Source organism: Brachybacterium avium, assembly GCF_002216795.1.
Classification (GTDB): Bacteria; Actinomycetota; Actinomycetes; order Actinomycetales; family Dermabacteraceae; genus Brachybacterium; species Brachybacterium avium.
This window is the reverse complement of record NZ_CP022316.1, coordinates 239,390-264,932: the sequence shown is the minus strand read 5'-3', so window position 1 is coordinate 264,932 and position 25,543 is coordinate 239,390. Positions and strand designations below refer to the sequence as shown.

The window sequence follows — 25,543 nt, the reverse complement described above, 5'->3', positions numbered from 1 at the left end:
GCCATGAGCATTGAAGGACTTGCCGCAGCGCAGCAGAAGATGGCGGACGACGGGGTCGCGCAGACCGCGATCGACGTCTTCTCCCACTATTACGGTCAGCTCGAGGAGGGGGTCACCGGCACCATCCCCGAGGACACGATCGAGCCCTACCTCGACCCGCCGCAGCTCGATGACGTCTCGATCGACCCCGGTCATGCCAAGCAGGTCTTCGATCAGCTCGCGATCATCAACCTCAACGGCGGGCTCGGCACCTCGATGGGCCTGGACCAGGCCAAGTCGCTGCTGCCGGTGCGCGATGGCAAGAGCTTCCTGGACCTCATCGTCGAGCAGGTCCTGGCCGCGCGCCGCGGCACCGGCTCCCGCCTGCCGCTGATCTTCATGAACTCCTTCCGCACCCGCGAGGACACCCTCGAGGTGCTCGCGAAGTACGAGGACCTGCCCGTCGGCGACCTGCCGCTGGACTTCCTGCAGAACAAGGAGCCCAAGCTCCGCACCGACGACCTCACGCCGGTCGACTGGGACGCGGACCCCGCCCTGGAGTGGTGCCCGCCCGGCCACGGTGACATCTACACGGCCCTGCAGACCTCGGGCCTGCTCCAGCAGCTGCTCGACGCCGGCTTCAAGTACGCCTCGGTCTCCAACTCGGACAACCTCGGCACCGTCCCCAGCCCCGTCATCGCCTCCTGGTTCGCGGCCTCCGGCGCCCCCTACGCCGCCGAGCTGTGCCGCCGCACCCCCGCGGACCGCAAGGGCGGCCACCTCGCGGTGCGCAAGTCCGACGGCCGGCTGATCCTGCGCGACACCGCGCAGACCCCGGCCGAAGAGATGGATTACTTCACCGACGAGCACCGCCATCCGTTCTTCCACACGAACAACCTCTGGTTCGACCTCGAGAAGATGGCCGCGGTGCTCGAGGAGCGCGGCGGCATCATGGGCCTGCCGCTGATCCGCAACGAGAAGACCGTGGACCCGGCCGACAAGACCAGCACGCCCGTCTATCAGCTCGAATCCGCCATGGGGGCCGCGATCGAGGTGTTCGACGGCGCGACCGCGATCGTCGTGGGCCGCGACCGCTTCCTGCCGGTCAAGGCCACCAGCGACCTGCTGCTGGTGCGCTCGGACGCCTACGCCCTCGATCACCGCTCGGCGCTCGTGCAGCAGATCGAGACGCTGCCGACGGTGTCGCTGCAGGCGGACTCGTACAAGCTCATCCAGGACTTCGAGCCGCGCTTCCCCTACGGCGTGCCCTCGCTCAAGGACGCCGTGCGCCTCGACGTGCAGGGCGACTGGACCTTCGGGGCCGATGTCTCCGTGATCGGTGACGCGGTGCTCGGCGAGGAGGGCGGAGAGGTGCCCGAGGGCGCCCGGGTCGGCACCGCAGCCGCCGGCTGAGGCGCTGCCGCGTCAGGCGGAGGTGCGGGGCGCCCGGGCGGGCGAGTCCTCCGGCCTGACGAGGAGGTCGCCGATCGGGGGATCGGTGACCCAGCGCGTGAGCGTGCCGACGACGCCGCGGGAGAGCACCGCGGTCAGCGCGAGGGCGATGAGGATCAGCGGGAACGGCGCCCACCAGGAGTCGGCCCAGGCGAAGGGTTCCTCCAGGTAGCGGATCGGGAGCAGGGCGAGCGGGTGCAGGAGGTAGATCGTCAGCGAGCGGGCGCCGATCGCCGTCCAGACGGTCTGACCGAGCGGGGTGATCAGCAGCAGCGCGAGGGCACCGATCATGCCGGCGGCGAGCACCATCAACTGCACGATGATCGCGAGCCACGTCTCGTAGGGGCCGTCGGCGTAGGAGCCGCGGAGGAAGAAGCGGGCGGCCGAGAGATGTTCGTGGGTGGCGAAGGAGACCACCAGTGCGAAGGCCAGGACCGCCCCGCCGATCCAGACCCGGTGCGGCAGGGTCTTGAGCTTCTGCAGCAGCGCCGGGGTGGTGACCAGGCCCAGCGTGAAGAAGGGCAGCATCTCGATGAAGCGCCCCAGCGACAGGGTCCCGTCGAGGTTCTGGTCCAGCGGCGCGATCACGGCCACCGCCACGGTGAACACCAGGGGATAGCGCAGTGCCCGCAGCACCGGGGTCACCAGGCGCCACATCACCAGTGCCAGCAGGAACCACAGCGTCCACGCCGTGGAGACGAGCTCCAGATGGAACTCGTGTCCCAGCAGCAGCGTCTTCGCCGTCTCGTGGAGCAGCTGGAAGATCAGATAGGGCACGAGCATCGCGGTCAGCAGGCGCCGCACCTGGCGGGGCTCATTGCGGTAGGAGCGGGAGAGGTAGCCGGAGATCGCCACGAAGGCCGCCATATGGAACGAATAGATCCAGGTGTAGATCGAGTCCCCGACCGCTCCCGAATTGGCCTCGAAGCTCTCCAGCGTGTGCCCGATCACGACGAGCGTGATGAGGAGTCCGCGGGCGTTGTCCAGGAACGGGTCACGGACCTTCTTCGCAGGGGCCGTTGGCGGCAGATCCTCGCCTTCGGCCGTCCTCGTGCTGCTCGCCGGGCGCGGTCGGCTCGGATCGGCGTCGGTCATGGATCTCCCTCTGTCCTCAGAGCCGGCCGCGGGCCCAGCCCTGACCGCCGGTGAGGTCCAGCTCTTCCGGCAGCGGGTTCCCGTAGCGATGGTTCGTGGCACTGATCGCCTGCTCATGCACGAAGGGCAGCAGCTCCACCCGTCCGTCGACCACCACCTCGCCGGTGAACAGCGCCACCTCGATGCGATCCGCGATCGCGGCGCGCAGCGCGGGATCGCTCTGGCCGAGCAGGCGGATCCGTGACTGCTCGAGGTCGGGGATCCGCGCGGCGAAAGCGGTGGCGTCCTGGACCTGCACGGCCGCTTCGGCGAGCCCGGACTCCCGGGCCGTGCTGGCGAGCTCTGCGGAGGGGACGGACACCTCGACCTCGGAGTCGACGGTCGCCGCGGCGTGCAGCACCCGCGTCAGCTCCTGCGCCGTGGTGCCCTCGGCGGCGCGGATCATCACCGGCAGCGGCAGGTACCGCAGCACGTTGATCTCGCCGTGGAGCTGCTGTGCATCGCGCGGGATGAAGGTGCTCGCCCAGTGCTCGCGGTCGCTGTGACGTGCCGCGTCCAGCCAGGCCTCCGCATCCTGCCCGCGGTCGGGAGCCCCGTCGGAGTCGGACCAGTCCATCAGGTGCACCAGGTAGTTCGGGCCTCCCGCCTTCGCGGTCTGCCCGATCGCCGAGCGCTTCCAGCCGCCGAAGGGCTGGCGCTCCACGATCGCGCCGGTGATGCCGCGGTTGACGTACAGGTTCCCGGCCTCGACATGCTCGGTCCACCAGGCGACCTCCGTGGGCTCCAGCGAATGGATCCCGGCGGTCAGGCCGAAGGCGGTGCCGTTCTGGATCCGCATCGCCTCCTCGAGGGACTCGGCGTGGATCACTCCGAGCACCGGACCGAAGTATTCGGTGAGATGGAAGGGCGAGCCCTCCTCGACCCCGGTGCGGACCCCGGGAGAGAACACCGTGCCCGATTCATCGAGCTGACGAGGGCGCGAGAGCCATGCCTCCCCCTCGCGGAGCTCAGTGAGCCCGGAGCGCAGCTTCTCGCCGGGCGGCTCGATGACCGGCCCCATCTGGACCGTCGGATCCGTCGGGCGGCCCACATGCAGGCTCAGCACCGCGTCCGCCAGCTGTGCGGAGAACCGGCGGGAGGTGGTGACCGACCCGACCGTGATCACCAGCGAGGCGGCCGAGCACTTCTGACCGGCGTGGCCGAAGGCGCTCGCGGCGACATCGTGCGCGGCGAGGTCGAGATCGGCCTGCGGAGTGACGATGATCGAGTTCTTGCCGCTGGTCTCGGCGAGGATCCGCAGTTCGGGACGCCAGGAGGCGAACAGCGCGGCCGTGTCCGAGGCGCCGGTGAGGATCAGCTGTGAGATCCGGGGATCGGAGATCAGTGCCCGGCCCACCTCGTTCTCGGGCACGTCCACGAGCGTGAACACGCCCTCGGGCACCCCGGCCTCGTGCAGCAGCCGGCCGATCAGAGCGCCGCAGCGACGGGACTGCGGCGCCGGCTTCATGATCACCGCGCTGCCGGTGGCCAGGGCGGCGACGACACCGCCGGTGGGGATCGCGACCGGGAAGTTCCAGGGCGGAGTGACCAGGGTCAGCGGCCGCGCCCGGGCGCGCACGTCCTCGAGGCCGGCCAGCTGCTCGATCTGCTCGGCGTAGTAGAGGGCGAAGTCGATCGCCTCGCTCACCTCCGGATCGCCCTGCTCGAAGGTCTTGCCGGTCTCGGAGGCCATCACCTCCAGCAGCTCACCGCGGTGAGCGGCGAGCGTCCCGGCGGCACGGCGCAGGATCATCGCCCTCTTCTCGACCCCCAGCGCCTCCCAGGCCGGCTGCGCCGCGAGGGCGTCGGAGATGGTCGAGTCCACGGCCTCGACCGTCTTGAGCCGGGCGGCGCGGACCTCCGCGACGCCGAGCTGCGAGCCGCGGATGCGGTGGGTGATCCCGGCCGCCCACTGCTGGTTCATCGGCGTCGAAAGATCGGTGTCGGGAGTGTTGCGGAAATTACCGGGGACCGCCGGCACCGCCGGGGACCCGAGCTGCAGGGCGCCCTGGCCGTCCGCAGCCTCCGCACCGCGGTCCTGGTCGCGGTGGGTGGGCAGCGAGGTCTCCTGCAGCGCACGTTCCAGCGCCCGGGAGAAGCGCTGCCGCTCACGGGCGAAGAGCTCCTCGGAGCTGTCCAGCTCGAAGGCCGCGGAGAGGAAGTTCTGCGAGGAAGCATTCTCTTCCAGGCGTCGCACCAGGTAGGAGACGGCGACGTCGAAGTGGCGGGGGTGCACGATCGGCACGTACAGGCGCATCGTGCCGGTGGCCTCGCGCACCACTGCCTGCTGTCCCGGCGCCATCCCGGCGAGCATCTCGAACTCGACGCCATGCCCGGGACCGGCCGGGATGCCCCGGCCCTGCATCAGCAGATGGGCGAAGGCGACATCGAAGAGATTGTGGCCGGCCACACCGAGGTGGACGGCCGCGAGCTTGGCGGGGTCCAGCGCCTCCAGCAGCATGCGCTTGTACTGCGCGTCGGTCTCCTCCTTCGACAGCAGCGGCGCCTGGGTCCAGCCGTGCACCGAGGCGTCGACCTGCTCCAGCGCCAGGTTCGCGCCCTTGACCAGACGCACCTTGATCGGTTCCCCGCCCGCGGCCACCCGCCGCTCGCCGAAGCGGCGCAGGCGAGCCATCGCGGACGGGGCGTCCGGCAGGTAGGCCTGCAGCACGATCCCGGCATGCAGGGAGGCGAGCTCGGGGCGGTCCAGGAGCTTCTCGAAGACCTGCAGGGTCAGCTCGAGGTCCCGGTACTCCTCCATGTCCATGTTCAAGAACGTGGGGTTCTCGCCGCGAGCGGCTTCGAGGTACAGCGGCAGCAGCGTCTCGACGATGTGGTCGACGGTCTCCTCCGCCGCCCACAGCGGCAGATGGTCCACGATCGAGGACACCTTGATCGAGGCGTAGTCGACATCATTCCGGGCCACCAGCTCTCGCACGCCCTGGAGACGGCGATCGGCCTCCTGCGCACCGAGCACGGCCTCGCCCAGCAGGTTGAGGTTCAGTGCCGTGCCGTCGGCGGTGAGCCGCTGGATCGCACTGCTCAGGGGCCGGGGGCGGGCATCGAGGATCAGGTGGCCGACCATGCGACGCATCGCCGCTTGCGCGGTCGGCACCACCAGTGACGGGGCGAGGGTGGACGCGGCGCCGCCCAGGGCGATCACGCGGCGCAGCGGTGCGGGGAGGAAGGCCGGCGGATCCTGGGCGAGGCGGTGCAGCTCGACGGCGGCGGCGCGCGGATCCTCCGGCCGGATCACGCGGTCCACGAAGGCCAGCGTGAATTCCAGGCCCTTCGGGTCCTGCAGCAGATCCGAGAGCATCTTCGCCGGTCCCGGTATGGGACGGGTGGCGGCGGCGTGCACCCAGGTGCGGACCTGCGCCGAGACCTCATCGAGGGTCGGGACGGCAGGGGCGGCATCGAGCGGGGACTGCGAGGGGTTCACAGGGGACAACGGAGCTCTCTCCTCGTTCATGGATCACGGCGACGGTGCTGTGGAGCGGGCGACAGGAGGGTCGGCGCGACCGGTGTCCCCGTCCCTAGATCGTAAGACCTCGCGCGTCCCGCCGATACCGCGATCGGAGCCGGTTCGTGGAGGTTGTGTGACCGAAGTGGGACCAAAGGGGGACGAGCGGGCAGGGCGGCGTCCGGGACCGCTCGGTCGGCCCGTCATCGGGGCGGCGCCCGGCTGTGGCACGATGCAGGGCACATACCCGACGATGCAGGAGGCAGTGATGAAGAGGTTCATTTTCGTAGCCGGGCTGGCGATCGGTTTCGTGGTCGGTTCGCGGATGGGTCGAGGACCCTACGACTCCCTCGAGCGCACGGCCCACCGGGTCGCCGAGGACCCCGAGGTGCAGCGTCGCGCCGCGCAGGCGAGGGAGACCGCGTCGCGGGTCGCGCAGGACACCGCCGGGGCGGTCAAGGAGAAGGGCCCGGAGGTCGCCGCCAGGGCGCAGGAGGCGGTAGCCGGGGCCGCGGACTCCGCCAAGGAGCGCCTCGCCGGCGACTCCTCCGACGAGCTGGACGACGAGGCCGCAGCCGTGGACGAGAACTCCGCGGACAGCGCCCACGCCGGCGGTGACGCCGAGGTCGGCGAGGATCGCCCGCTCAGCTCCTGAGCCCCCACTCAGCGCAGGGACGCGCCGGTGTCACCCCAGGACGGTGACCCCGGCGCGTTCCTGCTCCTGCATGAAGCACGAGCCGCACAGCGACATGTAGGTCACTGCTTCGCCGTCGATCGCGACCTGCGCTCCTTCGAAGACGAAGCGGCCGTCGACGGCGCGGCAGTTGAACTCGGCCTGCGAGCCGCAGCGACACATGGTCGGCAGCTTCTCGATGTTGTCCGCGAGTTCGAACAGGCGCGCGGCGCCGGGGAACATCGCGGTGCGGAAATCGGTGCGCAGCCCGTAGCAGATGACCGAGACCCCATCGAGCTTCGCGATCCGGAAGAGATCGTCGATCTGGTGCGGCTCGAGGAACTGCGCCTCATCGACCAGGACGCAGTGCAGCGGGCGCAGTCCGCCGTCATCGGCCGTGGAGCCGACGAGGGCGCGCAGGTCATCGCCGATGACCGCGAGCACATCCACCCGCCGCCGCGCACCTCCGCGGGCGACCACCCAGTCCTCCCCCTTCGTATCCAGCGCCGGTTTCACGGTCAGGGTGGCCAGCCCCCGCTCGTCGTAGTTGTAGGCGGTCTTGATCAGGGTGTCGGACTTCCCGGAGTTCATCGCTCCGTACTTGAAATGCAGCTTGGCCATGCGGATGCTCCGGGGGTCGGGGGAGAGGAACAGGTCGACAGAAGGGATCAGAAGGCGTCCAGGACGCTGGGCCGAGGACCGGCCAGCAGCGCGTCCAGGAAGGACTCGCCCGCCGGCTCCGCCTCGGCGCGCAGGCCCAGACGGCGGGCGTCGGCGAGAGTGCGGCCTCCGACGAGCAGGAGCGAGGCGGAGTGGATGTCCAACCGGCAGGTGCCCAGCACATCCGTCGGTGCTGCGCCCGCAGGAACGTCCTCCGCCGCCGCAGTGACGTCGCCGTGGTGCGCGGAGACCAGGTAGGTGCCCCCGGCGCGGCAGGTGCCCGCGGGGACGGTGTCGTCCTCGACGACGAGCCGGAGCGTGCCGTCCAGGCCGGCAGGGGCGCGGCGGGCGCGCAGGGTCGCTTCCGTGTCGATCACCCGCATCATCACCAGCGGTTGCGGTGACGGATCGGGACGGGCCCCGCCGCCGGGAAGCACGTCCAGGACGGGATCCTCGGTGCGCAGCCGCAGCCGCACCTGCTCGCTCACCGTGGACCAGGAGCCCAGGGAGCGCAGCAGCGCCTGCCGGTCCGAGCGGGAGCGGCCGAGGAGCTCGTGCACCTCGAGGCCGACGCCGTCCGCGTCGCCGGGGCGGCGCGTCCAGGACATATAGCCGTGCGCGGTGCCGGACTCGTCCTCGAGCAGCAGCGCGGACCAGGGATGGGCGGGCATGGCCTCGGGGAACAGCGGCGGCTCGCGGCGCAGCATCAGGTTGTCGCCGGCGGTCAGCTGGTGATGGAGGCGGCGCAGCCGCGGCATCGACTCGGCGGTGACGGGGACGAGGCGCCGGCCCGGGACTGCGGGGATCCGCTGCAGATCCACCAGCGGCACGATCAGCGACTGCCCCCGCGCGACCACCTGGTAGCCGTAGCGGCGATAGATCGACGGGTTCGAGGGATACAGCATCGACAGCGCCATTCCCTCGACACCGCAGCGGGCGATGACGGCGGTCAGCAGCGTCCCGAACAGACCCTCCCCGCGATACGCAGGATGGACCGCCAGTCCCGCGACACCGCCGCAGCCGGCGACCCCACCGCCCAGCACCACCTGGTCGCGGCGGATCCGGGCGCCTGCGGCGATCACGCCGCGCGGCCCGCCCGGCAGCGTCGAGGCATCGATGCCCAGCGGGATCTGGCCGGGGGAGAAATCCTGGGGAGCGGCGGGGGAGGCCGGGTCGACCCCTCCACCGAAAGCGCCGGAGGCCATGGTCCGATAGCTGAGGAAGTCCGCGGCGGTGAGATCTCGAACGGGCATGCGGAAGAGTCTAGGGCGCAGGCTTGTTGCATACTGACCAGGCCTGTCCAGCCCAGAGGAGATGTCGTGAGCCCACGCCGTGATCGTCCTTCCACGGATGCGCCGCGCAACGGTGCCCGCAAGCCCTACACCCGGCCGAGCAGCGCGCATCGCACGGCCCGCGAGAAGCTCTCCAAGCGACTCTCGGCGGGCGATCCGCGCAGTGACCAGCACCCCCAGCGGAGGATCCCGGTGGGGCTGTCCACCTCCTCCGTCTTCCCCGCCGGGGTCGAGGAGTCCTTCCGACTCGCCCACGAGATCGGCTACGACGGCATGGAGGTGATGGTCTCCTACCCCAAGGACAGTCAGGACCCCGACCTCCTGCGCGCCTACTCCGAACGCTACGAGCTGCCGATCCTCTCCCTCCACGCCCCCACCCTGTTCTTCCTGCAGGGCCTGTGGGGCCGTGATGCGTGGGTGAAGATCGAGCGCACCATCGAGATCGCCAAGGAGCTCGGGGTCCCCACGATCGTGGCGCATCCCCCGTTCCGCTGGCAGGGGAAGTACGCGCACGGCTTCGTCGAGGGCGTCGCCGCGCTCGAGGAGGAGCACGGCATCGCGATCGCGGTCGAGAACATGTATCCGTGGAGGCTCGGGGTGCGGGAGCTGCTGAACTACTTCCCCGACCACGATCCGACCGACGAGGAGTACGCCCACGTCACCGTCGACCTCTCCCATGCCGCGACCGCAGGTGACGACGCGCTGGAGATGATCGAGCGGCTCGGCGACCGCCTCACCCACCTGCACCTGACGGACGGCTCCGGGAAGACCACCAAGGACGAGCACCTGCCGCCCGGTGAGGGCAATCAGCCCTGCGCCGAGGTGCTGCGGCGCCTGGCCAACCGCGGCTGGGAGGGCTCGGTGCTGCTCGAGGTCACCACCAGCAGCAATGCCGAGGCCCGTGAGCGCACGCTGCGCCAGAGCCTCGCCTTCGCCCGCCACCATCTCGGTCATCATCTGGACGGGGACGACGACGGGAGCGCCGCAGGCGACGTGGGATCCACCACGCCGTGAGGTGGTCCCCAGGTGCAGGTGTGACAATGACGAACGCATGTCTCGGGCCGGTCCTGGCCGCCATGCGACGACGACAGCGACACGGAACGACGAGGTAACGCACTCTGATGGGGAACGGGAACACAGGGATCGTCCACAGGAACACCAGCCTGCTCGCGATCGAGATGAGCCTCCCGCAGGTCACGGTGACCTCGGATGAGATCGACGAGATGCTCTCCCCGGCACGCAAGCGACTGCGGCTGCCCAAGGGTGTGCTGCAACGGGTGGCCGGCGTCTACGAGCGTCGTTGGTGGCGTGACCGGGACACGGGCTGGAAGCAGGGTGTCGTGCTCGCCGCCGAGCGGGCGATGGCCAAGGCCGGCATCATGCGCGACCAGGTCGGTCTGCTGATCAACGCCTCCGTCTCCCGCCAGCACCTGGAACCGGCCGTCTCCACCGGGATCCACCACTCCCTGGGCATGCCCCCCAGCTGCATGAACTTCGACATCACCAACGCCTGCCTCGGCTTCGTCAATGCGATGACGATGGCGGCGAGCATGATCGATTCCGGGCAGATCCAGTACGCCCTGGTCGTCGGTGCGGAGGACGTCGAGCAGGTCCAGCGCGGCACCATCGACCGCCTGAACTCCAAGACCTCCACCCGTGCGGACTTCAACAACCAGTTCGCGTCCCTGACCCTGGGATCCGGGGCCGCCGCCGCGGTCCTCGGCCCCGCCGATGTGCATCCCGAGGGGCACCGGCTGAAGCACACCCAGGCTCGCGCCGGCACCGAGCACCACGAGCTGTGCGTGGCGAACATGCAGGACATGCGCACCGACTCCGCCGGACTGCTCGAGAACGGGATCCAGCTCATCCTGGACACCTGGAAGGGCGCCAACGAGGCCGGCTATGACTTCAAGACCCTCGACCTCGTCATCCCGCACCAGGTCTCGTCGGTCTACATCCGCAACTTCTCGAAGATCACGGGGGTGGGGATGGAACGCATCCCGGTCACCCTCGCGGACTGGGGCAACGTCGCCGCCGAGGCGGTGCCGATGACGCTCGCGCACATCCAGGACGATGTCGAACCAGGTCAGCGCGTGCTGCTGATGGGGGTCGGCTCAGGACTGAACACGGCGATGATGGAGGTCCAGTGGTGAACCCCGCCCGCAGCCCGGGCCGCCGACGGGCGTCGTCCCCCGCAGGCCCCGAGATCCCGGACCAGCCCGGCGTGGATCCGCGCCTGCACCGCACCCTCGAGGTCCGCGACCACACCGGCGAGCCGCGCCGCTGGCATCTGCTGGATTCCGGCCCGCTGCTCGCCGAGCGCGGGATCACCCCCCGTGGCACCCTGCTGGCCGTCCACGGCAACCCCACCTATTCCTTCCTCTTCCGTTCTCTGGTGCGGGAGGACATCCCCTGGCGGCTGATCGCGGTCGACCAGCTCGAGATGGGCTACTCCGAGCGCACCGGGCTGAAGCGTCGCTACCAGGACCGCATCACGGATCTGTCGATGCTGACCGATGCCCTGTCCCTGCGCGGACCGGTGGTGACCGTCGGCCATGACTGGGGCGGCCTGATCTCCGCCGGCTGGGCGCTGGACAACCGTCACGACCTGGCCGGGATGATCCTCACCAACACCGGGGTTCATCAGAAGCTCGAAGAGGCCCTGCCCAGAGCGCTGCAGCTGGCGACCGCGCCCTGGTTCCGCACCCCCTCGACCTCTGTGACCGACACCTTCCTGCGCACCACGCTGGCCCTGTCGAAGCCGTCGCTGCCGCGCGAGGTCCAGGACGCCTATCTCGCCCCGTACCGGGGACGTGCCCGCCGACGGGGCATCGATCAGTTCGTCGCCGACATCCCGGCCGCCGCTGACCACCCCTCCCGCAGCACCCTCGAACGGGTCGCGAGCGGCATCACCGAGCTGGACGTCCCCACCCTGTTCGCCTGGGGCCCACGGGACATCACCTTCTCAGACCGCTTCCTGCGCGACCTCATCCAGCGGGTCCCGCACGCCGACGTGCACCGCTTCGAGGGCGCCTCCCACCTGGTGTGGGAGGACGCCGACGTCGCCGGACTGGTCGCCGACTGGCTGGAGACGACCTTCGGCACCGCCGAGCAGCCCCGCAGCTCAGCACCTGCCTGGCAGCCCGTCTCCGCCCATGCCGAGCAGGCTCCGCAGCGGCACATCGGCGCGTCGATCGCCGAGCTGGCCGCCGATCCCCGCCATGCCCATCGCGCCGCCGTGGTGGAGTTGGGCGGCGAGGACGGCGAGAATCGGGAGATCTCCTGGTCACTGCTGAACCGCCGCGTCGATGACATCGCCGCGGGGCTCCTCGCCCACGGGGTGAGGCCCGGGGACCGCGTGAGCCTGCTGATCACGCCCGGCGCAGACCTCACCGGCGTGCTCTACGCCTGCTTCCGGATCGGTGCTGTCGCCGTCGTGGCCGACGCCGGCCTGGGGACGGCAGGCCTGACCCGCGCGGTCATCGGCTCCCACCCCGACTGGTTCATCGGCATCACGAAGGCACTGATCGGCGCACGGGCGCTGGGCTGGCCCGGCCGTCGTCTCTCGGTCCAGCAGCTGCCGACCGTGGATCGTGCAGCCCTGGGCGTGGAGACGTCGATCGCCGAGCTCGCCCGCTCCGGGGCGATGATGCGGGAACTCGGCGCGCCGCTGAACGCGCCCTGGCCCGAGCCCGATGCGGACGCCGCGATCCTGTTCACCTCCGGCTCGACCGGCCCCGCCAAGGGCGCGGTGCTCACCCACCGCCAGCTGGGCGCCATGTTCACCGCGGTGGGGGACACCCTGGACCTCGCCCCGGAGCGCGGACTCGTCGCCGGTTTCGCCACCTTCGCCCTGCTGGGTCCGGCGCTCGGAGCGCCGACGGTGGTGCCGGACATGGACATCATGCGTCCCGGCGACCTCACCGCCCCGGCCCTGGCGGCGGCGATCGCCGCCCTCGGCAGCCCGGCCGTGTTCACCGCGCCTGCGGCGCTGCGCAACATCATCGACACCGCTGACCAGCTCGACGAGGCCGGCCGTGCCGCGATGGCCCAGGCGGCGAGCTTCTTCTCCGCCGGCGCGCCGATCCCCGCGCAGCTGCTGCGCGAGCTGCGCACGCTGATGCCCAGCGCGCGGGCGCTGACCCCGTACGGCATGACCGAGTGCCTGGCCGTGGCCGCGATCGACCTCGAGGGCATCGAGGCCGCGGGCGAGGGCTCCGGCGTGTGCGTCGGCCGTCCGGTGCCGCGCGTCGAGATCGCGATCGCCGTGATGGACGAGCTGGGGACCACCACCGGGGAGATCACCCAGGACGCCGGGCGACGTGGCGAGATTCTCGTGCGCGCCCCGCATGTGCGGGACCGGTACCTGATGCTCTGGGGCACCACCCACACCGCGATGCGCTTTGAGGGCTGGCATGCCACAGGTGATGTCGGCCATCTCGACCAGGACGGTCGGCTGTGGGTCGAGGGCCGTGCGGCGCATGTGCTCGCCACCGCCTCCGGCCTGCTCACCCCCGTCCAGGTCGAGGACGCCGCGGAGTCCGTGCCCACGGTGCGCCGTGCCGGCGCCGCCGCCGTCGGCCCCCGCGGCACCCAGCAGGTGGTGGTGATCCTCGAGACCGAGTCCGGCTACCGTCCCGGCAGGCCCGGTCGCCCCCGTCCCGCCGAGCCCTCCCTGCAGGAGGCCGTGCGCCGCGCCGTGCGGGACCGCTCGGGAGCCGAGGTGGTCGCGGTGTTCACCACCAGCGCGCTGCCCACCGACATCCGCCACAACTCGAAGATCGATCGAGCGGCGCTGTCGCGCTGGTCCGCGCAGACCCTGGCCGGGGAGCGGGCGGAGGCCCTGTGAGTGCGCCGATCGTCCTGGTCACCGGGGCCTCCGGCATGCTCGGCGGGGCGGTCGCAACCGCCCTGCGCGACCAGGGCGCGTCGGTGCGCGCCTTCCAGCGCCGTCCCGCCGGGATCGACGGGGTCCAGGACCTCACCGGTTCCCTCACCGAGGCCGACGATGTGCGCCGTGCAGTGCAGGGCGTCGATGCGGTGGTCCACCTCGCCGCGAAGGTCTCCATCTCCGGGCCCGAGCACGAGTACCGGGCGATCAACATCGAGGGCACCCGCCATGTGGTCGAGGCGCTGCGCGCCCAGGGCGGGGGCGCGCTGGTGAACGTCTCCTCCCCGTCGGTCGCCCACCTGGGCAGGGCGATCGTCGGTGCGGATGCCACCCCCGCCGACCCCTCGATGGCCCGCGGCCCCTACGCCCGTACCAAGGCGGCGGCCGAGCTGCTGGCCATGGAGGCGGATGGCACAGACGGACTGCAGGTCACCTCGATCCGTCCCCACGTGGTGTGGGGCCCCGGCGACACCCAGCTGGTGGGCCGGATCGTCGATCGTGCTCGCCGCGGCCGGTTGCCGCTGCTGGACGACGGCATGGCACTGATCGACACCACCTACGTCACCAATGCCGCCGAGGCGATCGTCGCGGGGCTGGATCGGATCGACGAGGTGCACGGGGAGAGCTTCGTGGTCTCCAACGGTGAGCCCCGCACGGTCCGCGACGTGTTCGCCGGCTGGTGCGAGGCCGCCGGGGTACCCGTACCCACTCTTCGCGTCCCCGGCTCCGCGGCCCGTTTCGCCGGTCGCGTGATCGAGCGGATCTGGGAGAAGCGTCCCGGCCATGACGAGCCGCCGATGACGGAGTTCCTCGCCGAGCAGATGTCCACGGCGCACTGGTTCGACCAGCGCCGCACCCGCGAGCGGCTGCACTGGACGCCCCGGGTGAGCATGGACGAGGGCAACGCCCTCCTCGCGGCCTGGTTCCGCGAGCACCCCGTTGTCTGACAGCTGTTCCTGACGCCCCGTCCCCCCGCACGGAAGAGCACGGTCATCGAATGAACGAGAGCCCCACCACGGACCCGGCAGGCACGGAACCCGCGCACGACGACGCGACCCTGCTGGCCGAGATCGACGCCGAGCTCGCCGCCGAGCGCTCCGCGAAGGCGCGCGCCGGGCAGCGGGTGACCGGGCTGGTGCTGCTGATCGGTGCGTTGGTCGGCTGGATCGGTTCGCTCGAGCTGCAGGTCGGCAAGGAGTTCCTGCTCGCCAACCCGGGCTCCAGCCTGGCCTGCGATGTGAACCCCTTCATCTCCTGCGGCAACGTGATGATGACCTGGCAGTCCTCCGCACTGGGGATCCCGAACATGGCGATCGGTCTGGGGGGCTTCGCGATCATGGGCGCGCTCGGTGCGCTGATGGCGTCCGGCACCCCGCTGCCCACCTGGTTCCGCTGGGCCCGGCTGGGCGGGATCACCTTCGCGTTCGGTTACGTGCACTTCCTGGCGTCCTCCACGATCTTCGTGATCGGCGCGCTGTGCCCGTGGTGCATGGTGATCTGGTCGGTCACGGCGCCGATGTTCTTCGCCACCCTGGCCCACACCATCGAGAGCGGCGATCTGCGCGTGCCCGCACCGCTGGCGGGCCTGCTGCGACGGTGGGTGGTGCTGACGCTGCTGTGGTACCTGATGGTGATCGTCGTGATCGCCCTGATGTTCCGGCAGCAGTGGCTGGTGATGCTGGGCCTGTCCTGAGCGATGGGTCAGGGGATCGCGAACGGTGGTGGCTCGGTGACGAGGTGGAGCCGACCGTTCCTCCCCAGCGGGCGGCCGTCCCCAACGACGATCCGTCCGTAGAAGTCGACATGATCGGCGACCTAGCGTCGCAGTCATGGGAGCACACACCGGATCCGAGGGGCCGCGGCGCGGTCGCGCCGGGAGGCACCGCCGATCGGGTCAGGCGCTCATCGCGCGGCGCGACCACTCCGCACCGCAGCGGACTCGTCATCTGACGCTGCCCGCACCGTCGCCATCGGCGCTGGTGGGTCTCGCAGTGCTGGTGCTGATCGCGGTCGGGGTCGTGCATCTGTCCGGGTCGGGCTCCGCTGTGCCGGTGGAGCCGGCTCCGACAGCCCACGATCAGGGTGTCGAGGCCGCCTCCTCGGAACACGCGACCGACGCCGCGAGCGATGCCGGGGCGCCCGAGCCGACGTCCGTCCCGTCGGCCTCCGCAGCCACCGACTCCTCCGAGATCGTCGTCCACGTCTCCGGGGCGGTGGCGGCCCCCGGTGTGGTGCAGCTGCCGGGTGATGCCCGGGTGGATGACGCCCTGCGCGCCGCCGGCGGCCCGACGGGAGATGCCGATCTCTCGGTGGTGAACCTGGCCCGACCGCTCGCCGACGGCGAGCAGATCCACGTCCCGGTGCCGGGGGAGCAGCCCCGCCCCGCCATGGCGGGAGGACCCGCGTCCACGGGCGGGGCGGAGGAGCCCGACGGCGGGGCGCTGATCGATCTGAACACCGCCGGCGCCGCCGAGCTCGAGGAGCTGCCCGGGGTGGGACCGGCGATCGCCCAGCGCATCGTGGAGCATCGGGAGAAGAACGGCCCCTTCCAGGCGGTGGACGGATTGCTGGAGGTCTCCGGGATCGGGCCCGCCACCCTCGAGGAGATCCGCGGTCGGGCGACCGTATGACCCGGGCAGATCTGCGCCTGCTGCCCGGCGCGACCTGTGTCTGGGCGCTGGCCGTGCTCGGCGTCACCGCCGGCACCGCGGCGGCCGTCGCCGGTGGCGCCGTGCTGGTCGCCCTCGCGCTGAGCGCTGTCACTCTCACCGGCTCACCGCGCACGTCGCGCAGCCTCTTTGCCCACCTGGGCGTCGTGGTGCTGGCCGGGGCGCTGCTGTTCCCGGCGCTGCAGCGGCACGGAAGCACCGACACGACCTTGGAGGAGGCGGCGCAGCAGGGGCTGGTGGTGGAGCTCTCCGTCGTCGCCGCGGCAGATCCTGCCCCGCCGGGCGGCGGACCGTCGTGGGCCCGTCAGGGCCAGCAGATGCGGGCACGGACGGTGCGCGGTCCGGCTCGGGTGGGCCGCGATGTCGTCTCGCTGCCCGCCTCGTTGCCGGTCCTGGTACGTGCCTCCGGCGAACCGTCGCAGGATCTGTCCCGGGTGCGGGACGGCGATCTCGCGCACCTGCGGGGGCGGGTCGTCCTCAGCGGGTCCCTGGTCATCGTGCGCGCGACCGAGGTGCGACCGGTGGCATCGGCGGGTCTCGCGGGCCGTGCCCAGTCCGCTCGCCACGCGTTGCGCCGGCAGGCCCGGCAGGCCACCTCCCACCTCCCCGGCGACGAAGCAGCACTGGTGCGCGGGATGGTCCTGGGCGACACCCGGGGCATGGGGGAGAGGACCGAGGACATCATGCGGCGAGCAGGGATCTCTCATCTGGTCGCCGTCTCCGGCGCGAACATCGCACTGGTCCTGGCCGCAGTGCTGGGCCCGCTGCTGCTGAGCGGGGTGCGCCGCCGACCCCGGCTGCTCGTCGCCGCAGCGGTGGTGGCAGGCTACGTGTGGCTGGTCGGGGACGAACCCAGCGTCCAGCGCGCGGCGACGATGGCGGTCCCCCTGCTGGCCGCACGCTTCGCCGGGGTGCGAGCCTCACCGACGGCAGCACTCGCCCTCACCGTGGCCCTGTGGTCCGTGCTCGATCCGGTCACCGCCGCGTCCATCGGATTCCTGCTGTCCGCCCTCGCGACCGCGGCCATACTGCTGGCCGCGCCGCCGCTGGCGACCGCCCTCCAGGAGCTCAGCGGAGCACGGATCGGCCGCACCGCCGCGCTCGTGCTCGCGGTGCCGCTGGTCGCCCAGCTCGCCTGCACCCCGGTGCTGATCCTGCTCACCCCGGAGGTCTCCGCCTGGGCGGTGCCGGTGAACATCCTGGTGGGGCCGCTGGTGGGACCGTCCACGGTGATCGGGCTGCTGGCCCTCGTGATCGGGACGGTCTGGCCGGCCGCAGCGGAGCTCTTGTGGACGCTCGCCGCCGGGGGAGCCCACCTGGTGCTGCTGATCGCGCGGGCGGCCGATGCCCTGCCCGGCTCCCGCATCGCGGTGCCCGAGGGAGGGATCGGGGTGCTGCTGGCCGTGGCTGTGCTCCTCGCCGCCGTGATCGCCGTGGCGGCCCGCCGGCTTCCCCTGACGCGGTGGGTGGTGGCAGCGCTACTGGTCGCGGTGCTGGCGCCCGGGACGGGCCGGCTGCTCCCGCTGAGCACTGGGCCGGAGTGGACCGTTGCCCTGTGCGCGGTCGGCCAGGGCGATGCCCTGCTGCTGCGCTCCCGCGCCGACGCCGCGGAGGCCACCACGGTCCTGATCGACACCGGGCCCGATCCCGCGACTCTGCGGCAGTGCCTGGACAGGCTGGAGGTGCGGCACATCGACCTGCTGGTGCTGACCCACCCCCATCAGGACCACACCGGGGGCCGGAGCGCGCTCCACGGACGCCGCGCCCCGCACGAGCAATGGATCTGCCCGCTGCCGGACCCCGCTCAGCAGACGGTGCCCCAGGTGCCGACCACCGTCGCCACCACCGGGGAGACCTGGCAGCGGCCCGGGCTCTCGCTGCGCGTGCTGTGGCCGGACTCGGCGGAGGACGCCCTGCGCGCCGGCGCCGCGGAGCACAGCGCGGGAAACGGTGACCCGGCCAACGACTGCTCGATCGTGCTCGACGTGCTCTGGGACGATGGCACCCGTCTGCTCGCCCTCGGCGATCTCGAGCCTGCCGCCCAGCAGGAGCTCGCCGGGCTGGACCCCGGTCCCGCCGACATCGTCAAGGTCGCCCATCACGGTTCCCGATTCCAGCACCCGCCGCTGTATCGGCAGCTCGATCCGGACCTCGCCCTGGTTCCGGCGGGACAGGACAACAGCTTCGGCCACCCCACCGCGGAGGCATTGGACCTCATGCGCGACGTCGGCGCCCAGATCCTGCGCACCGACGTGAACGGCACCGTGACGCTACCGGCCGACGGCAGCTCGCCACCGCGCAGCGTCGGCCCGGCCCGATAGGATCAGCCAGTCCCCCAGCAGTGAGGAGCCCCCGTGAGCGATGTCGAGTGGCACAGCGTCGCCCTCGCACCGATCGTGCTGATCCACGGCACCGAGACCCTGATCGCCGACCGCGCTGTCCAGCGCCTGCGGAGTCTCGCCCGCGAGTCCGATCCCACGGTGGAGGTCCATGACCTCTCCGGAGACAGCCTCGGCCCCGGGGCGCTGGCCCAGGTGGCCAGCCCCTCGCTGTTCGGCGAGCCCCGTTTCGTTGTGGTCCCCGAGCTGCAGTCGGCGCCCGATGCGCTCGTCCTCGAGCTGCTCGAGTACCTCAGGGCGCCCGAGCAGGATGTCACCGTGGTGCTCGTCCATCGAGGTGGCAACCGCGGCAAGAAGCTGCTGGACGCCCTGAAGAAGGCCGGGGTGCCGCGAGTCGATGCGAGCCCCGTCAAGCGCGCCGGGGACAAGCAGGCCTTCGTCGCCGCCGAGTTCGCGCGCGCTCAGCGCCGTATCCAGCCGGAGGCGCTGATCGCCCTCGTCGATGCCTTCGGCACCGATCTCGCCGAGCTCGCCGCGATCAGTCGTCAGCTCATCGACGACACCACCCCCGACCCGGGTGAACAGGCCCCGCAGGTGACCGTGGCGGATGTCCACGCCCTGACGGCCGGAAGGGTCGAGTCCACCGCCTTCGCCGTGGCGGATGCTGCCATCGCCGGGCGGGAGCAGGATGCCCTGCAGCTGCTCCAGCAGGCACAGCTCGCCGGCGCCGATCCGGTGCCGATCGTCGCCGCGATCGCGTCCAAGATGCGGTCCCTGGCGAAGGTCACCGCTCCCGGCGCCAGCGCTCGCACCCTGGGGATGCCCGACTGGATGCTGCGCAACCTCGGCCGTGAGGCCAGACACTGGAACGACCGTTCACTGGCTCGGGCATTGGAGGCGGTGGCCCGCGCTGACCACGAGGTCAAAGGCGCCGGACGCGACCCCCAGTGGTCGGTGCAGCGCATGGTGATGGGTATCTGCCGCGCCCGCCGGGCGCGCTGAACCGCGGCCGGCCCACCTGCGCTCGGACAGCACGCGGACAGCACCGAGCCCGGTGCGCATCACTGCGCACCGGGCTCGGTGCTCACCCCGTCATGCGGGCAGGCAGCTCAACGGCTGCCGGTCGTCACTTGGCGATGCCGGTGACCAGCTTCGCGAGACCGGACTTGCGGTTCGCGGCCTGGTTCTCGTGGATGACGCCCTTGGAGACGGCCTTGTCGAGCTTGCGGGACGCGCTCTTGAGCGCCTCGCCCGCCACCTCGGCATCACCGGTGGAGACGGCAGCCTTCACCTTGCGGGTGTAGGTCTTGAGCTCGGACTTGACGGCACGATTGCGCAGACGCGCCTTCTCGTTCGTCTTGTTCCGCTTGATCTGGGACTTGATGTTTGCCACGAAGACTCTTCTCTTGTGCTGCTGCGGTGGATCATCCGAGACGGCCGAGGAACGGAGCCGACGGGGACGGCGGTGGGGACTCGCCTGGAGACGTCGGTACCGGGTCGCTGCCACGGGTACTCGCCCGGGTCGCACGAATCGTCGCCCCTGACACGGCGGGACCACGTCATGCGCACACCGAACGGTATGTCACACATACGGTGGGGAACATTACCAGAGCCGGGCCAGCTGACCGCATCCGATGTGCGCCGTGTCTCCTGCGCCACAGGAGTCGGGCCATCGCCGGCCACGGACCCTCACCAGCCGTGGACGTCCCGCACCACGGCGGCCACCCGGTCATAGCGTTCCCGATCCAGCCGGCCGCCCTCACGACGCACCGCCTCCGGCGAGAGCCGCAGCAGCCGGTCTGCACGCACCTCCGAGGGCCGGCCCCTGCGGTCCCAGCCCCCGGCTCCGATGTCGACCCACGTGGAGCCGTGCTCGTCGGTGGCCACGGCTCCCTCGGCGGCACGGTCGCGGGAGGTGAGCATGAGCGCCACCAGCACCTGACCCGAGCCATCCGAGCCGCCGCGATCGGCGCTCTCCTCCGCGATCACCAGTACGGGACGATCCTTGCCCTGGGTGATGTCCTCCTCGTAGGGCACCCAGGCCCAGACGACCTCGCCCGGGTCGGGGCGGTCATCGGCGTGCGGCTCATAGGCGAGCACCACGACACTGCGGGAGCGACGATCAGCGAGCGCGTGGGAACCCTCGCCGCCGGAGGAGCCGCCCGCCGACCGTGGATCCGAGCCGGCCCGGGGACTGCGGTCGGCACCGGTGCTCTGCCGCGCCGCGCGCACCGCAGTGCGGCTGAGACGACGCGCGCTGCGCCGCACCGAAGGGGAGCGCACAGCGGTGCGGAGGGCCGATCCGAGTCGGGACAGCAGGGACATGGTGCTCGCTTCCTGGGCGTTCTGCGCCACACCGGGCAGGGGTGGTGTGAGAATGGTAGGCATGTCTTCCACCTCGCTGTTCCACAGCGCCCGCACCGGTGCCGGAGGCGACGAGATGTTCGCGCCCGACGGCACCGTGCGGCCCACCTACCGCGCCCTGCACGACGCGCTGGCCGGGCTCGGGCCCGAGGAGTTCCGCTCCCGTTCGGAGTCATTGGCTCGCAGCTACCTCGACCAGGGCATCACCTTCGACCACGCTGGGGAGGAGCGCCCCTTCCCGATCGACGCGATCCCGCGGGTGATCGAGGCCGAGGAATGGGCGCGGGTCTCCGCAGGCATCTCCCAGCGGGTGGCCGCCCTCGAGCGCTTCCTCGATGACCTCTACAACGACCAGTCGGCGATCGCTGACGGGGTGATCCCCGCAGAGCTGATCACCTCCTCCACCTATGTGGTCGAGGAGATGCGCGGCTACACCCCGCCGAACGGCGTGCGGATCCACATCTCCGGCATCGACCTGGTGCGCGACGGGGACCGCGAGTTCCGGGTGCTGGAGGACAATGTGCGCACCCCCAGCGGGGTCAGCTACGTGCTCTCGAACCGCCGCGCCATGGCGCAGGGCTTCCCGAGCTGTTCGCCGACCGGCCGGTCCGTCGGGTCGGGGACTATCCGGGCCGCCTGCTCTCCGCGCTGCAGGCCGCTGCGCCGGACATCCCCGATGAGGAGGCCACGGTGGTGGTGCTCACGCCGGGGCGCTTCAACAGCGCCTACTTCGAGCACTCCCTGCTGGCACGCACCATGGGGGTGGACCTCGTGGAGGCCTCCGACCTGGTCGAGCGCAACGAGCGCATCTATATGCGCACCACTGCCGGGCTGCGGCGGGTCGACGTGATCTACAAGCGCACCGACGACGACTTCATCGACCCCGAGGTGTTCCGTCCCGACTCGATGCTGGGCGTACCCGGCCTCGTCCGCGCGGTCCTCGCCGGGAACGTCGTGGTCGCCAACGGCATCGGCAACGGCATCGGGGACGACAAGCTCACCTACACCTACGTGCCCGACCTGATCCGCTACTACCTGGGCGAGGAGCCGATCCTGCCCAACGTCGACACCTGGCGGCTGGAGGAGCCCGAGTCCCGCGCCGAGGTCCTGGACCGGCTCGAGGAGCTGGTGGTCAAGCCCGTGGACGGCTCCGGCGGCAAGGGCATCGTCATCGGTCCTGCGGCCACTGCCGAGGAGCTCGATGAGCTGCGTGCCCGGTTGCAGGCCGACCCCCGCGGCTGGATCGCCCAGCCCGTGGTGCAGCTGTCCACGATCCCGACCCTGGTCGAGGAGGGGCCCGAACCGCGCCATGTGGATCTGCGCCCCTTCGCGCTGAACAGCGGCGACGATGTCTGGGTGCTGCCGGGCGGACTCACTCGGGTCGCACTGCCCCGCGGCGAGATGATCGTGAACTCCTCCCGCGGCGGCGGCTCGAAGGACACCTGGGTGCTCGCCGCGGAGCGCACCGCCGACACCGGCCCTGCTTCCTCGACCGCGCAGTCCCAGGAGACCCGCGACGAAGCGATCGAGGACCCCACCGACGACAGCTACGACGAGTTCGAGGACGTGCGCGAGGAACCGGCCGAGGAGCGGGCCACCGAACCCGATCCGGTCACCTCCGCGATCCCGATCATCGACGTCGAGGAGACACCCCATGATGCTCAGTAGGATCGCCGACGCGATGTTCTGGATCGGCCGATACGTCGAACGCGCCGATCAGACCGCTCGGATACTCGACGTCACTCTGCAGTCCATCACCGAGGACACCCCGGAGGACCTCACCGCCGCGTGCGCCGCCGTCTACCAGATCTTCGGCGTGGAGCAGGTCGGCGAGGAGGACTGCACCGTCCAGCGGGTGCTGGACAGCCTGGTCACCGACCGGATGAACCCGTCCTCCGTGGCCGGCGCGCTGCTCACCGCACGGGAGAATGCCCGCGGGGTGCGCGAGGCGCTCTCGACCGAGGTGTGGGAATCGCTGAACACCACCACGCTCGGCCTGCCCCGCGGAGTGCGCCCCTCCCGCATGCACGGCGCCTTCCAGTTCGCGAAGGACCGCTGCGCTGTGGTGAACGGTCTGGTCGACTCTTCCATGACGCGTGACGAGGCCTGGCTGTTCCTGCGCATCGGGCAGCTGCTCGAACGGGTCGACATGCTCGCCCGCAATCTGCAGGACCACGACCTGGCGGACGCCTCCTCCGCAGGGACCGTGATGCTGCTGCGTTCGTGCAGCGCGCACGAGGCATACATCCGCACCTACCGGGGGCGCGTCCGCTCCTCCCGGGCGATCGAGTTCCTGCTGCTGGACTCGATCTTCCCCCGCTCGGCCGTGCACTGCCTCAGTGAGCTCGACGAGGCGCTGGAGACCCTCGCCAAGCTCCATGGGAACAGCTTCGATCGCCTCGGTGCGGCGGAGCCCGGTCGGAGGATCGCCGGCCGTGCCCTGGCCAGCCTGCGGTTCCGTTCGCTGGATGACATCATCGTCGACTTCGACGAGGAGATGGAGCAGCTGCAGATGGTCACCGGCGCTGTCACCCGGGCGCTGGGCACCACCTACTTCCACCCGGCGCACTGAGGCGCGAGGGGGATCGACTGACGTCTCCCTGTGACCTCCGTCCTCGCGCGCGGCGGGGAGCGGGCCGAGGGCGGCTCGCATGAGACGATAGGTCGATGCCCGGGCGCAGTTGCGCCCGACCATGAACCGACGAGAGGATGTATGCCGGTGAGCCCGAGGATCGCTGTCGATGAGGCCCGGGATATCCTGCCCGCGTCGACACCCCAGGAGCGCCTGCGCAACTTCTGCATCATCGCGCATATCGACCACGGCAAATCGACCCTGGCCGACCGGATGCTGCAGATCACCGGGATCGTCGAGGAGCGCGCGATGCGCGCCCAGTACCTCGACCGGATGGACATCGAGCGCGAGCGCGGGATCACCGTCAAGAGCCAGGCCGTGCGCATGCCCTGGCAGGTCGACGGCGTGAACTATGCGCTGAACATGATCGACACCCCCGGCCACGTCGACTTCACCTACGAGGTCTCCCGCTCGCTCGCCGCCTGCGAGGGTGCGATCCTGCTGGTCGATGCCGCGCAGGGCATCGAGGCCCAGACGCTGGCGAACCTGTACCTGGCGATGGAGCACGACCTCACCATCATCCCGGTGCTGAACAAGATCGACCTGCCCGGCGCGGAACCGGAGAAGTACGCCGCCGAGATCGGTCAGCTGGTGGGCGTGGATCCCGACGACGTGCTGCGCGTCTCCGGCAAGACCGGGGTCGGCGTGCCCGAGCTGCTGGACCACGTCGTGCAGACCCTGCCCGCCCCGCACGGTGAGGCCGAGGCCCCGTGCCGCGCGATGATCTTCGACTCCGTCTACGACACCTACCGCGGCGTGGTCACCTATATCCGCGTGTTCGACGGCTCCCTGAAATCCCGCGACCGCATCGACATGATGTCCACCGGCGCGCACCACGAGCTGCTCGAGATCGGGGTCAGCTCCCCGGAACCGCACCCCACCCCGGGCATCGGCCCCGGCGAGGTGGGCTACCTGATCACCGGGGTGAAGGACGTGCGCCAGTCCAAGGTCGGCGACACCATCACCACCTCGATCCGCGGCGCCCAGCAGCCCCTGGCCGGCTATTCGGAGCCCAAGCCGATGGTCTACTCCGGGCTGTTCCCGATCGACGGCTCCGACTACCCGGTGCTGCGCGACGCGCTGGACAAGCTCAAGCTCAACGACGCCTCCCTGAACTACGAGCCCGAGACCTCCACCGCCCTCGGCTTCGGGTTCCGCGTCGGCTTCCTCGGCCTGCTGCACCTGGAGATCGTCCGCGAACGGCTGGAGCGCGAGTTCAACCTCGAACTGATCTCCACCGCCCCGAGCGTCGTCTACCAGGTGACGATGGAGGACGGCACCGAGGTCGAGGTGATGAACCCCTCCGACTTCCCGGTCGGCAAGGTCGAGTCCATCACCGAACCGATCACCAAGGCCACCATCCTGGTGCCCAGCGAGTTCATCGGCGCCGTCATGGAGCTGTGCCAGTCCAAGCGCGGCAGTCTCGGCGGGATGGACTACCTCAGCGAGGACCGGGTCGAGCTGCGCTACACCCTGCCGCTGGCCGAGATCGTCTTCGACTTCTTCGACCAGCTGAAGTCCAAGACCCGCGGCTACGCCTCCCTGGACTACGACGTCTCCGGCTCCCAGGTCGCTGATCTGGTCAAGGTCGACATGCTGCTGCAGGGCGAGCCCGTCGACGCGTTCAGCGCCATCGTGCACCGTGACCGGGCGTACAACTACGGCGTCGAGATGGCGGGGAAGCTCAAGAAGCTCATCCCGCGCCAACAGTTCGAGGTGCCGATCCAGGCCGCCATCGGCGCCCGCATCATCGCCCGCGAGAACATCCGCGCGATGCGCAAGGACGTGCTGTCCAAGTGCTACGGCGGCGACATCTCCCGCAAGCGCAAGCTGCTCGAGAAGCAGAAGGAGGGCAAGAAGCGCATGAAGAACATCGGATCCGTCGAGGTCCCGCAGGAAGCCTTCATCGCCGCGCTCTCCTCCGACGAGGGCGACATGCCCAAGGACAGCAAGAAGAAGTGACGCCCGGGCGACGACCCGGCGCCGCGGGAGGAG

Annotated in this window: 18 protein-coding genes and 1 pseudogene; 13 read left to right on the top strand and 6 right to left on the bottom strand. The window is 70.8% G+C overall.

Annotated elements, in window-relative coordinates; genetic code table 11:
• Positions 1 to 3 precede the first annotated feature (3 nt).
• On the top strand, positions 4 to 1,392 hold the full coding sequence (locus CFK39_RS01200) for a UTP--glucose-1-phosphate uridylyltransferase (protein ID WP_089063932.1): 1,389 nt from the start codon (positions 4 to 6) through the stop codon (positions 1,390 to 1,392).
• 12 nt (positions 1,393 to 1,404) lie between these two features.
• On the opposite strand, the gene CFK39_RS01195 is transcribed toward CFK39_RS01200, so the two are convergent.
• Positions 1,405 to 2,526, bottom strand: a complete 1,122-nt coding sequence (locus CFK39_RS01195; RefSeq protein ID WP_089063931.1) for an acyltransferase family protein — start codon at positions 2,524 to 2,526, stop codon at positions 1,405 to 1,407.
• 16 nt (positions 2,527 to 2,542) lie between these two features.
• Complete coding sequence (locus CFK39_RS01190) at positions 2,543 to 6,037, bottom strand: bifunctional proline dehydrogenase/L-glutamate gamma-semialdehyde dehydrogenase (RefSeq protein WP_157697019.1); 3,495 nt, start codon at positions 6,035 to 6,037, stop codon at positions 2,543 to 2,545.
• Between the two features lie 259 nt (positions 6,038 to 6,296).
• Here CFK39_RS01190 and CFK39_RS01185 point away from each other — a divergent pair, with 259 nt between their 5' ends.
• Entirely contained in the window at positions 6,297 to 6,683 is a 387-nt protein-coding gene (locus CFK39_RS01185; protein ID WP_089063930.1) for a hypothetical protein, read from the top strand.
• A gap of 30 nt (positions 6,684 to 6,713) precedes the next feature.
• Here the strand turns inward: CFK39_RS01185 and CFK39_RS01180 are convergent, their stop codons facing one another.
• Together CFK39_RS01180 and CFK39_RS01175 are read right to left on the bottom strand one after the other, a co-directional pair.
• Positions 6,714 to 7,322, bottom strand: coding sequence for a thymidine kinase (locus tag CFK39_RS01180; RefSeq protein ID WP_089063929.1), 609 nt, complete (start codon positions 7,320 to 7,322; stop codon positions 6,714 to 6,716).
• Positions 7,323 to 7,369: 47 nt separating this feature from the next.
• The gene (locus CFK39_RS01175; RefSeq protein ID WP_089063928.1) at positions 7,370 to 8,614 is read right to left on the bottom strand and encodes a GNAT family N-acetyltransferase; all 1,245 of its coding nucleotides are present in this window, start codon (positions 8,612 to 8,614) and stop codon (positions 7,370 to 7,372) included.
• A 66-nt stretch (positions 8,615 to 8,680) separates the two neighbouring features.
• Between CFK39_RS01175 and CFK39_RS01170 the strand changes: the two genes are divergently transcribed.
• The 8 genes from CFK39_RS01170 to holA all read left to right on the top strand — a co-directional run bounded on the left by CFK39_RS01170 (position 8,681) and on the right by holA (position 19,554).
• Positions 8,681 to 9,667 (top strand): sugar phosphate isomerase/epimerase family protein, encoded by a 987-nt coding sequence (locus tag CFK39_RS01170; protein WP_089063927.1) that lies wholly within the window; start codon positions 8,681 to 8,683, stop codon positions 9,665 to 9,667.
• Between the two features lie 107 nt (positions 9,668 to 9,774).
• On the top strand, positions 9,775 to 10,806 hold the full coding sequence (locus CFK39_RS01165) for a 3-oxoacyl-ACP synthase III (protein ID WP_089063926.1): 1,032 nt from the start codon (positions 9,775 to 9,777) through the stop codon (positions 10,804 to 10,806).
• On the top strand, positions 10,803 to 13,502 hold the full coding sequence (locus CFK39_RS01160; protein ID WP_089066232.1) for an alpha/beta fold hydrolase: 2,700 nt from the start codon (positions 10,803 to 10,805) through the stop codon (positions 13,500 to 13,502). The genes CFK39_RS01165 and CFK39_RS01160 overlap by 4 nt, the downstream gene beginning before the upstream one ends.
• Positions 13,499 to 14,491: an NAD-dependent epimerase/dehydratase family protein gene (locus CFK39_RS01155; RefSeq protein WP_089063925.1), complete on the top strand. Its 993-nt coding sequence runs from the start codon at positions 13,499 to 13,501 to the stop codon at positions 14,489 to 14,491. Before CFK39_RS01160 ends, CFK39_RS01155 begins: the two co-directional genes overlap by 4 nt.
• Before the next feature lie 50 nt (positions 14,492 to 14,541).
• The gene (locus tag CFK39_RS01150; protein ID WP_089063924.1) at positions 14,542 to 15,237 is read left to right on the top strand and encodes a vitamin K epoxide reductase family protein; all 696 of its coding nucleotides are present in this window, start codon (positions 14,542 to 14,544) and stop codon (positions 15,235 to 15,237) included.
• A gap of 136 nt (positions 15,238 to 15,373) precedes the next feature.
• On the top strand, positions 15,374 to 16,174 hold the full coding sequence (locus CFK39_RS01145; RefSeq protein ID WP_089063923.1) for a ComEA family DNA-binding protein: 801 nt from the start codon (positions 15,374 to 15,376) through the stop codon (positions 16,172 to 16,174).
• On the top strand, positions 16,171 to 18,534 hold the full coding sequence (locus CFK39_RS01140) for a ComEC/Rec2 family competence protein (RefSeq protein WP_089063922.1): 2,364 nt from the start codon (positions 16,171 to 16,173) through the stop codon (positions 18,532 to 18,534). Before CFK39_RS01145 ends, CFK39_RS01140 begins: the two co-directional genes overlap by 4 nt.
• A 33-nt stretch (positions 18,535 to 18,567) precedes the next feature.
• The gene (gene holA, locus CFK39_RS01135; RefSeq protein ID WP_089063921.1) at positions 18,568 to 19,554 is read left to right on the top strand and encodes a DNA polymerase III subunit delta; all 987 of its coding nucleotides are present in this window, start codon (positions 18,568 to 18,570) and stop codon (positions 19,552 to 19,554) included.
• 124 nt (positions 19,555 to 19,678) lie between these two features.
• Here the strand turns inward: holA and rpsT are convergent, their stop codons facing one another.
• Both rpsT and CFK39_RS01125 read right to left on the bottom strand, forming a co-directional pair.
• Positions 19,679 to 19,945 (bottom strand): 30S ribosomal protein S20, encoded by a 267-nt coding sequence (gene rpsT / locus CFK39_RS01130; protein WP_089063920.1) that lies wholly within the window; start codon positions 19,943 to 19,945, stop codon positions 19,679 to 19,681.
• 296 nt (positions 19,946 to 20,241) lie between these two features.
• On the bottom strand, positions 20,242 to 20,877 hold the full coding sequence (locus CFK39_RS01125) for a type II toxin-antitoxin system PemK/MazF family toxin (protein WP_089063919.1): 636 nt from the start codon (positions 20,875 to 20,877) through the stop codon (positions 20,242 to 20,244).
• A gap of 61 nt (positions 20,878 to 20,938) precedes the next feature.
• Between CFK39_RS01125 and CFK39_RS01120 the strand changes: the two are divergent.
• From CFK39_RS01120 to lepA, 3 genes and pseudogenes are all read left to right on the top strand, one after another.
• Positions 20,939 to 22,584: pseudogene (locus CFK39_RS01120) on the top strand (circularly permuted type 2 ATP-grasp protein).
• Positions 22,571 to 23,488 carry an alpha-E domain-containing protein gene (locus tag CFK39_RS01115; protein ID WP_245822784.1) on the top strand — a complete coding sequence of 306 codons (918 nt, stop codon included), beginning with the start codon at positions 22,571 to 22,573 and terminating at the stop codon, positions 23,486 to 23,488. Before CFK39_RS01120 ends, CFK39_RS01115 begins: the two are co-directional and overlap by 14 nt.
• 141 nt (positions 23,489 to 23,629) lie before the next feature.
• Positions 23,630 to 25,510, top strand: a complete 1,881-nt coding sequence (gene lepA / locus CFK39_RS01110) for a translation elongation factor 4 (protein ID WP_089063918.1) — start codon at positions 23,630 to 23,632, stop codon at positions 25,508 to 25,510.
• Positions 25,511 to 25,543: the final 33 nt, after the last annotated feature.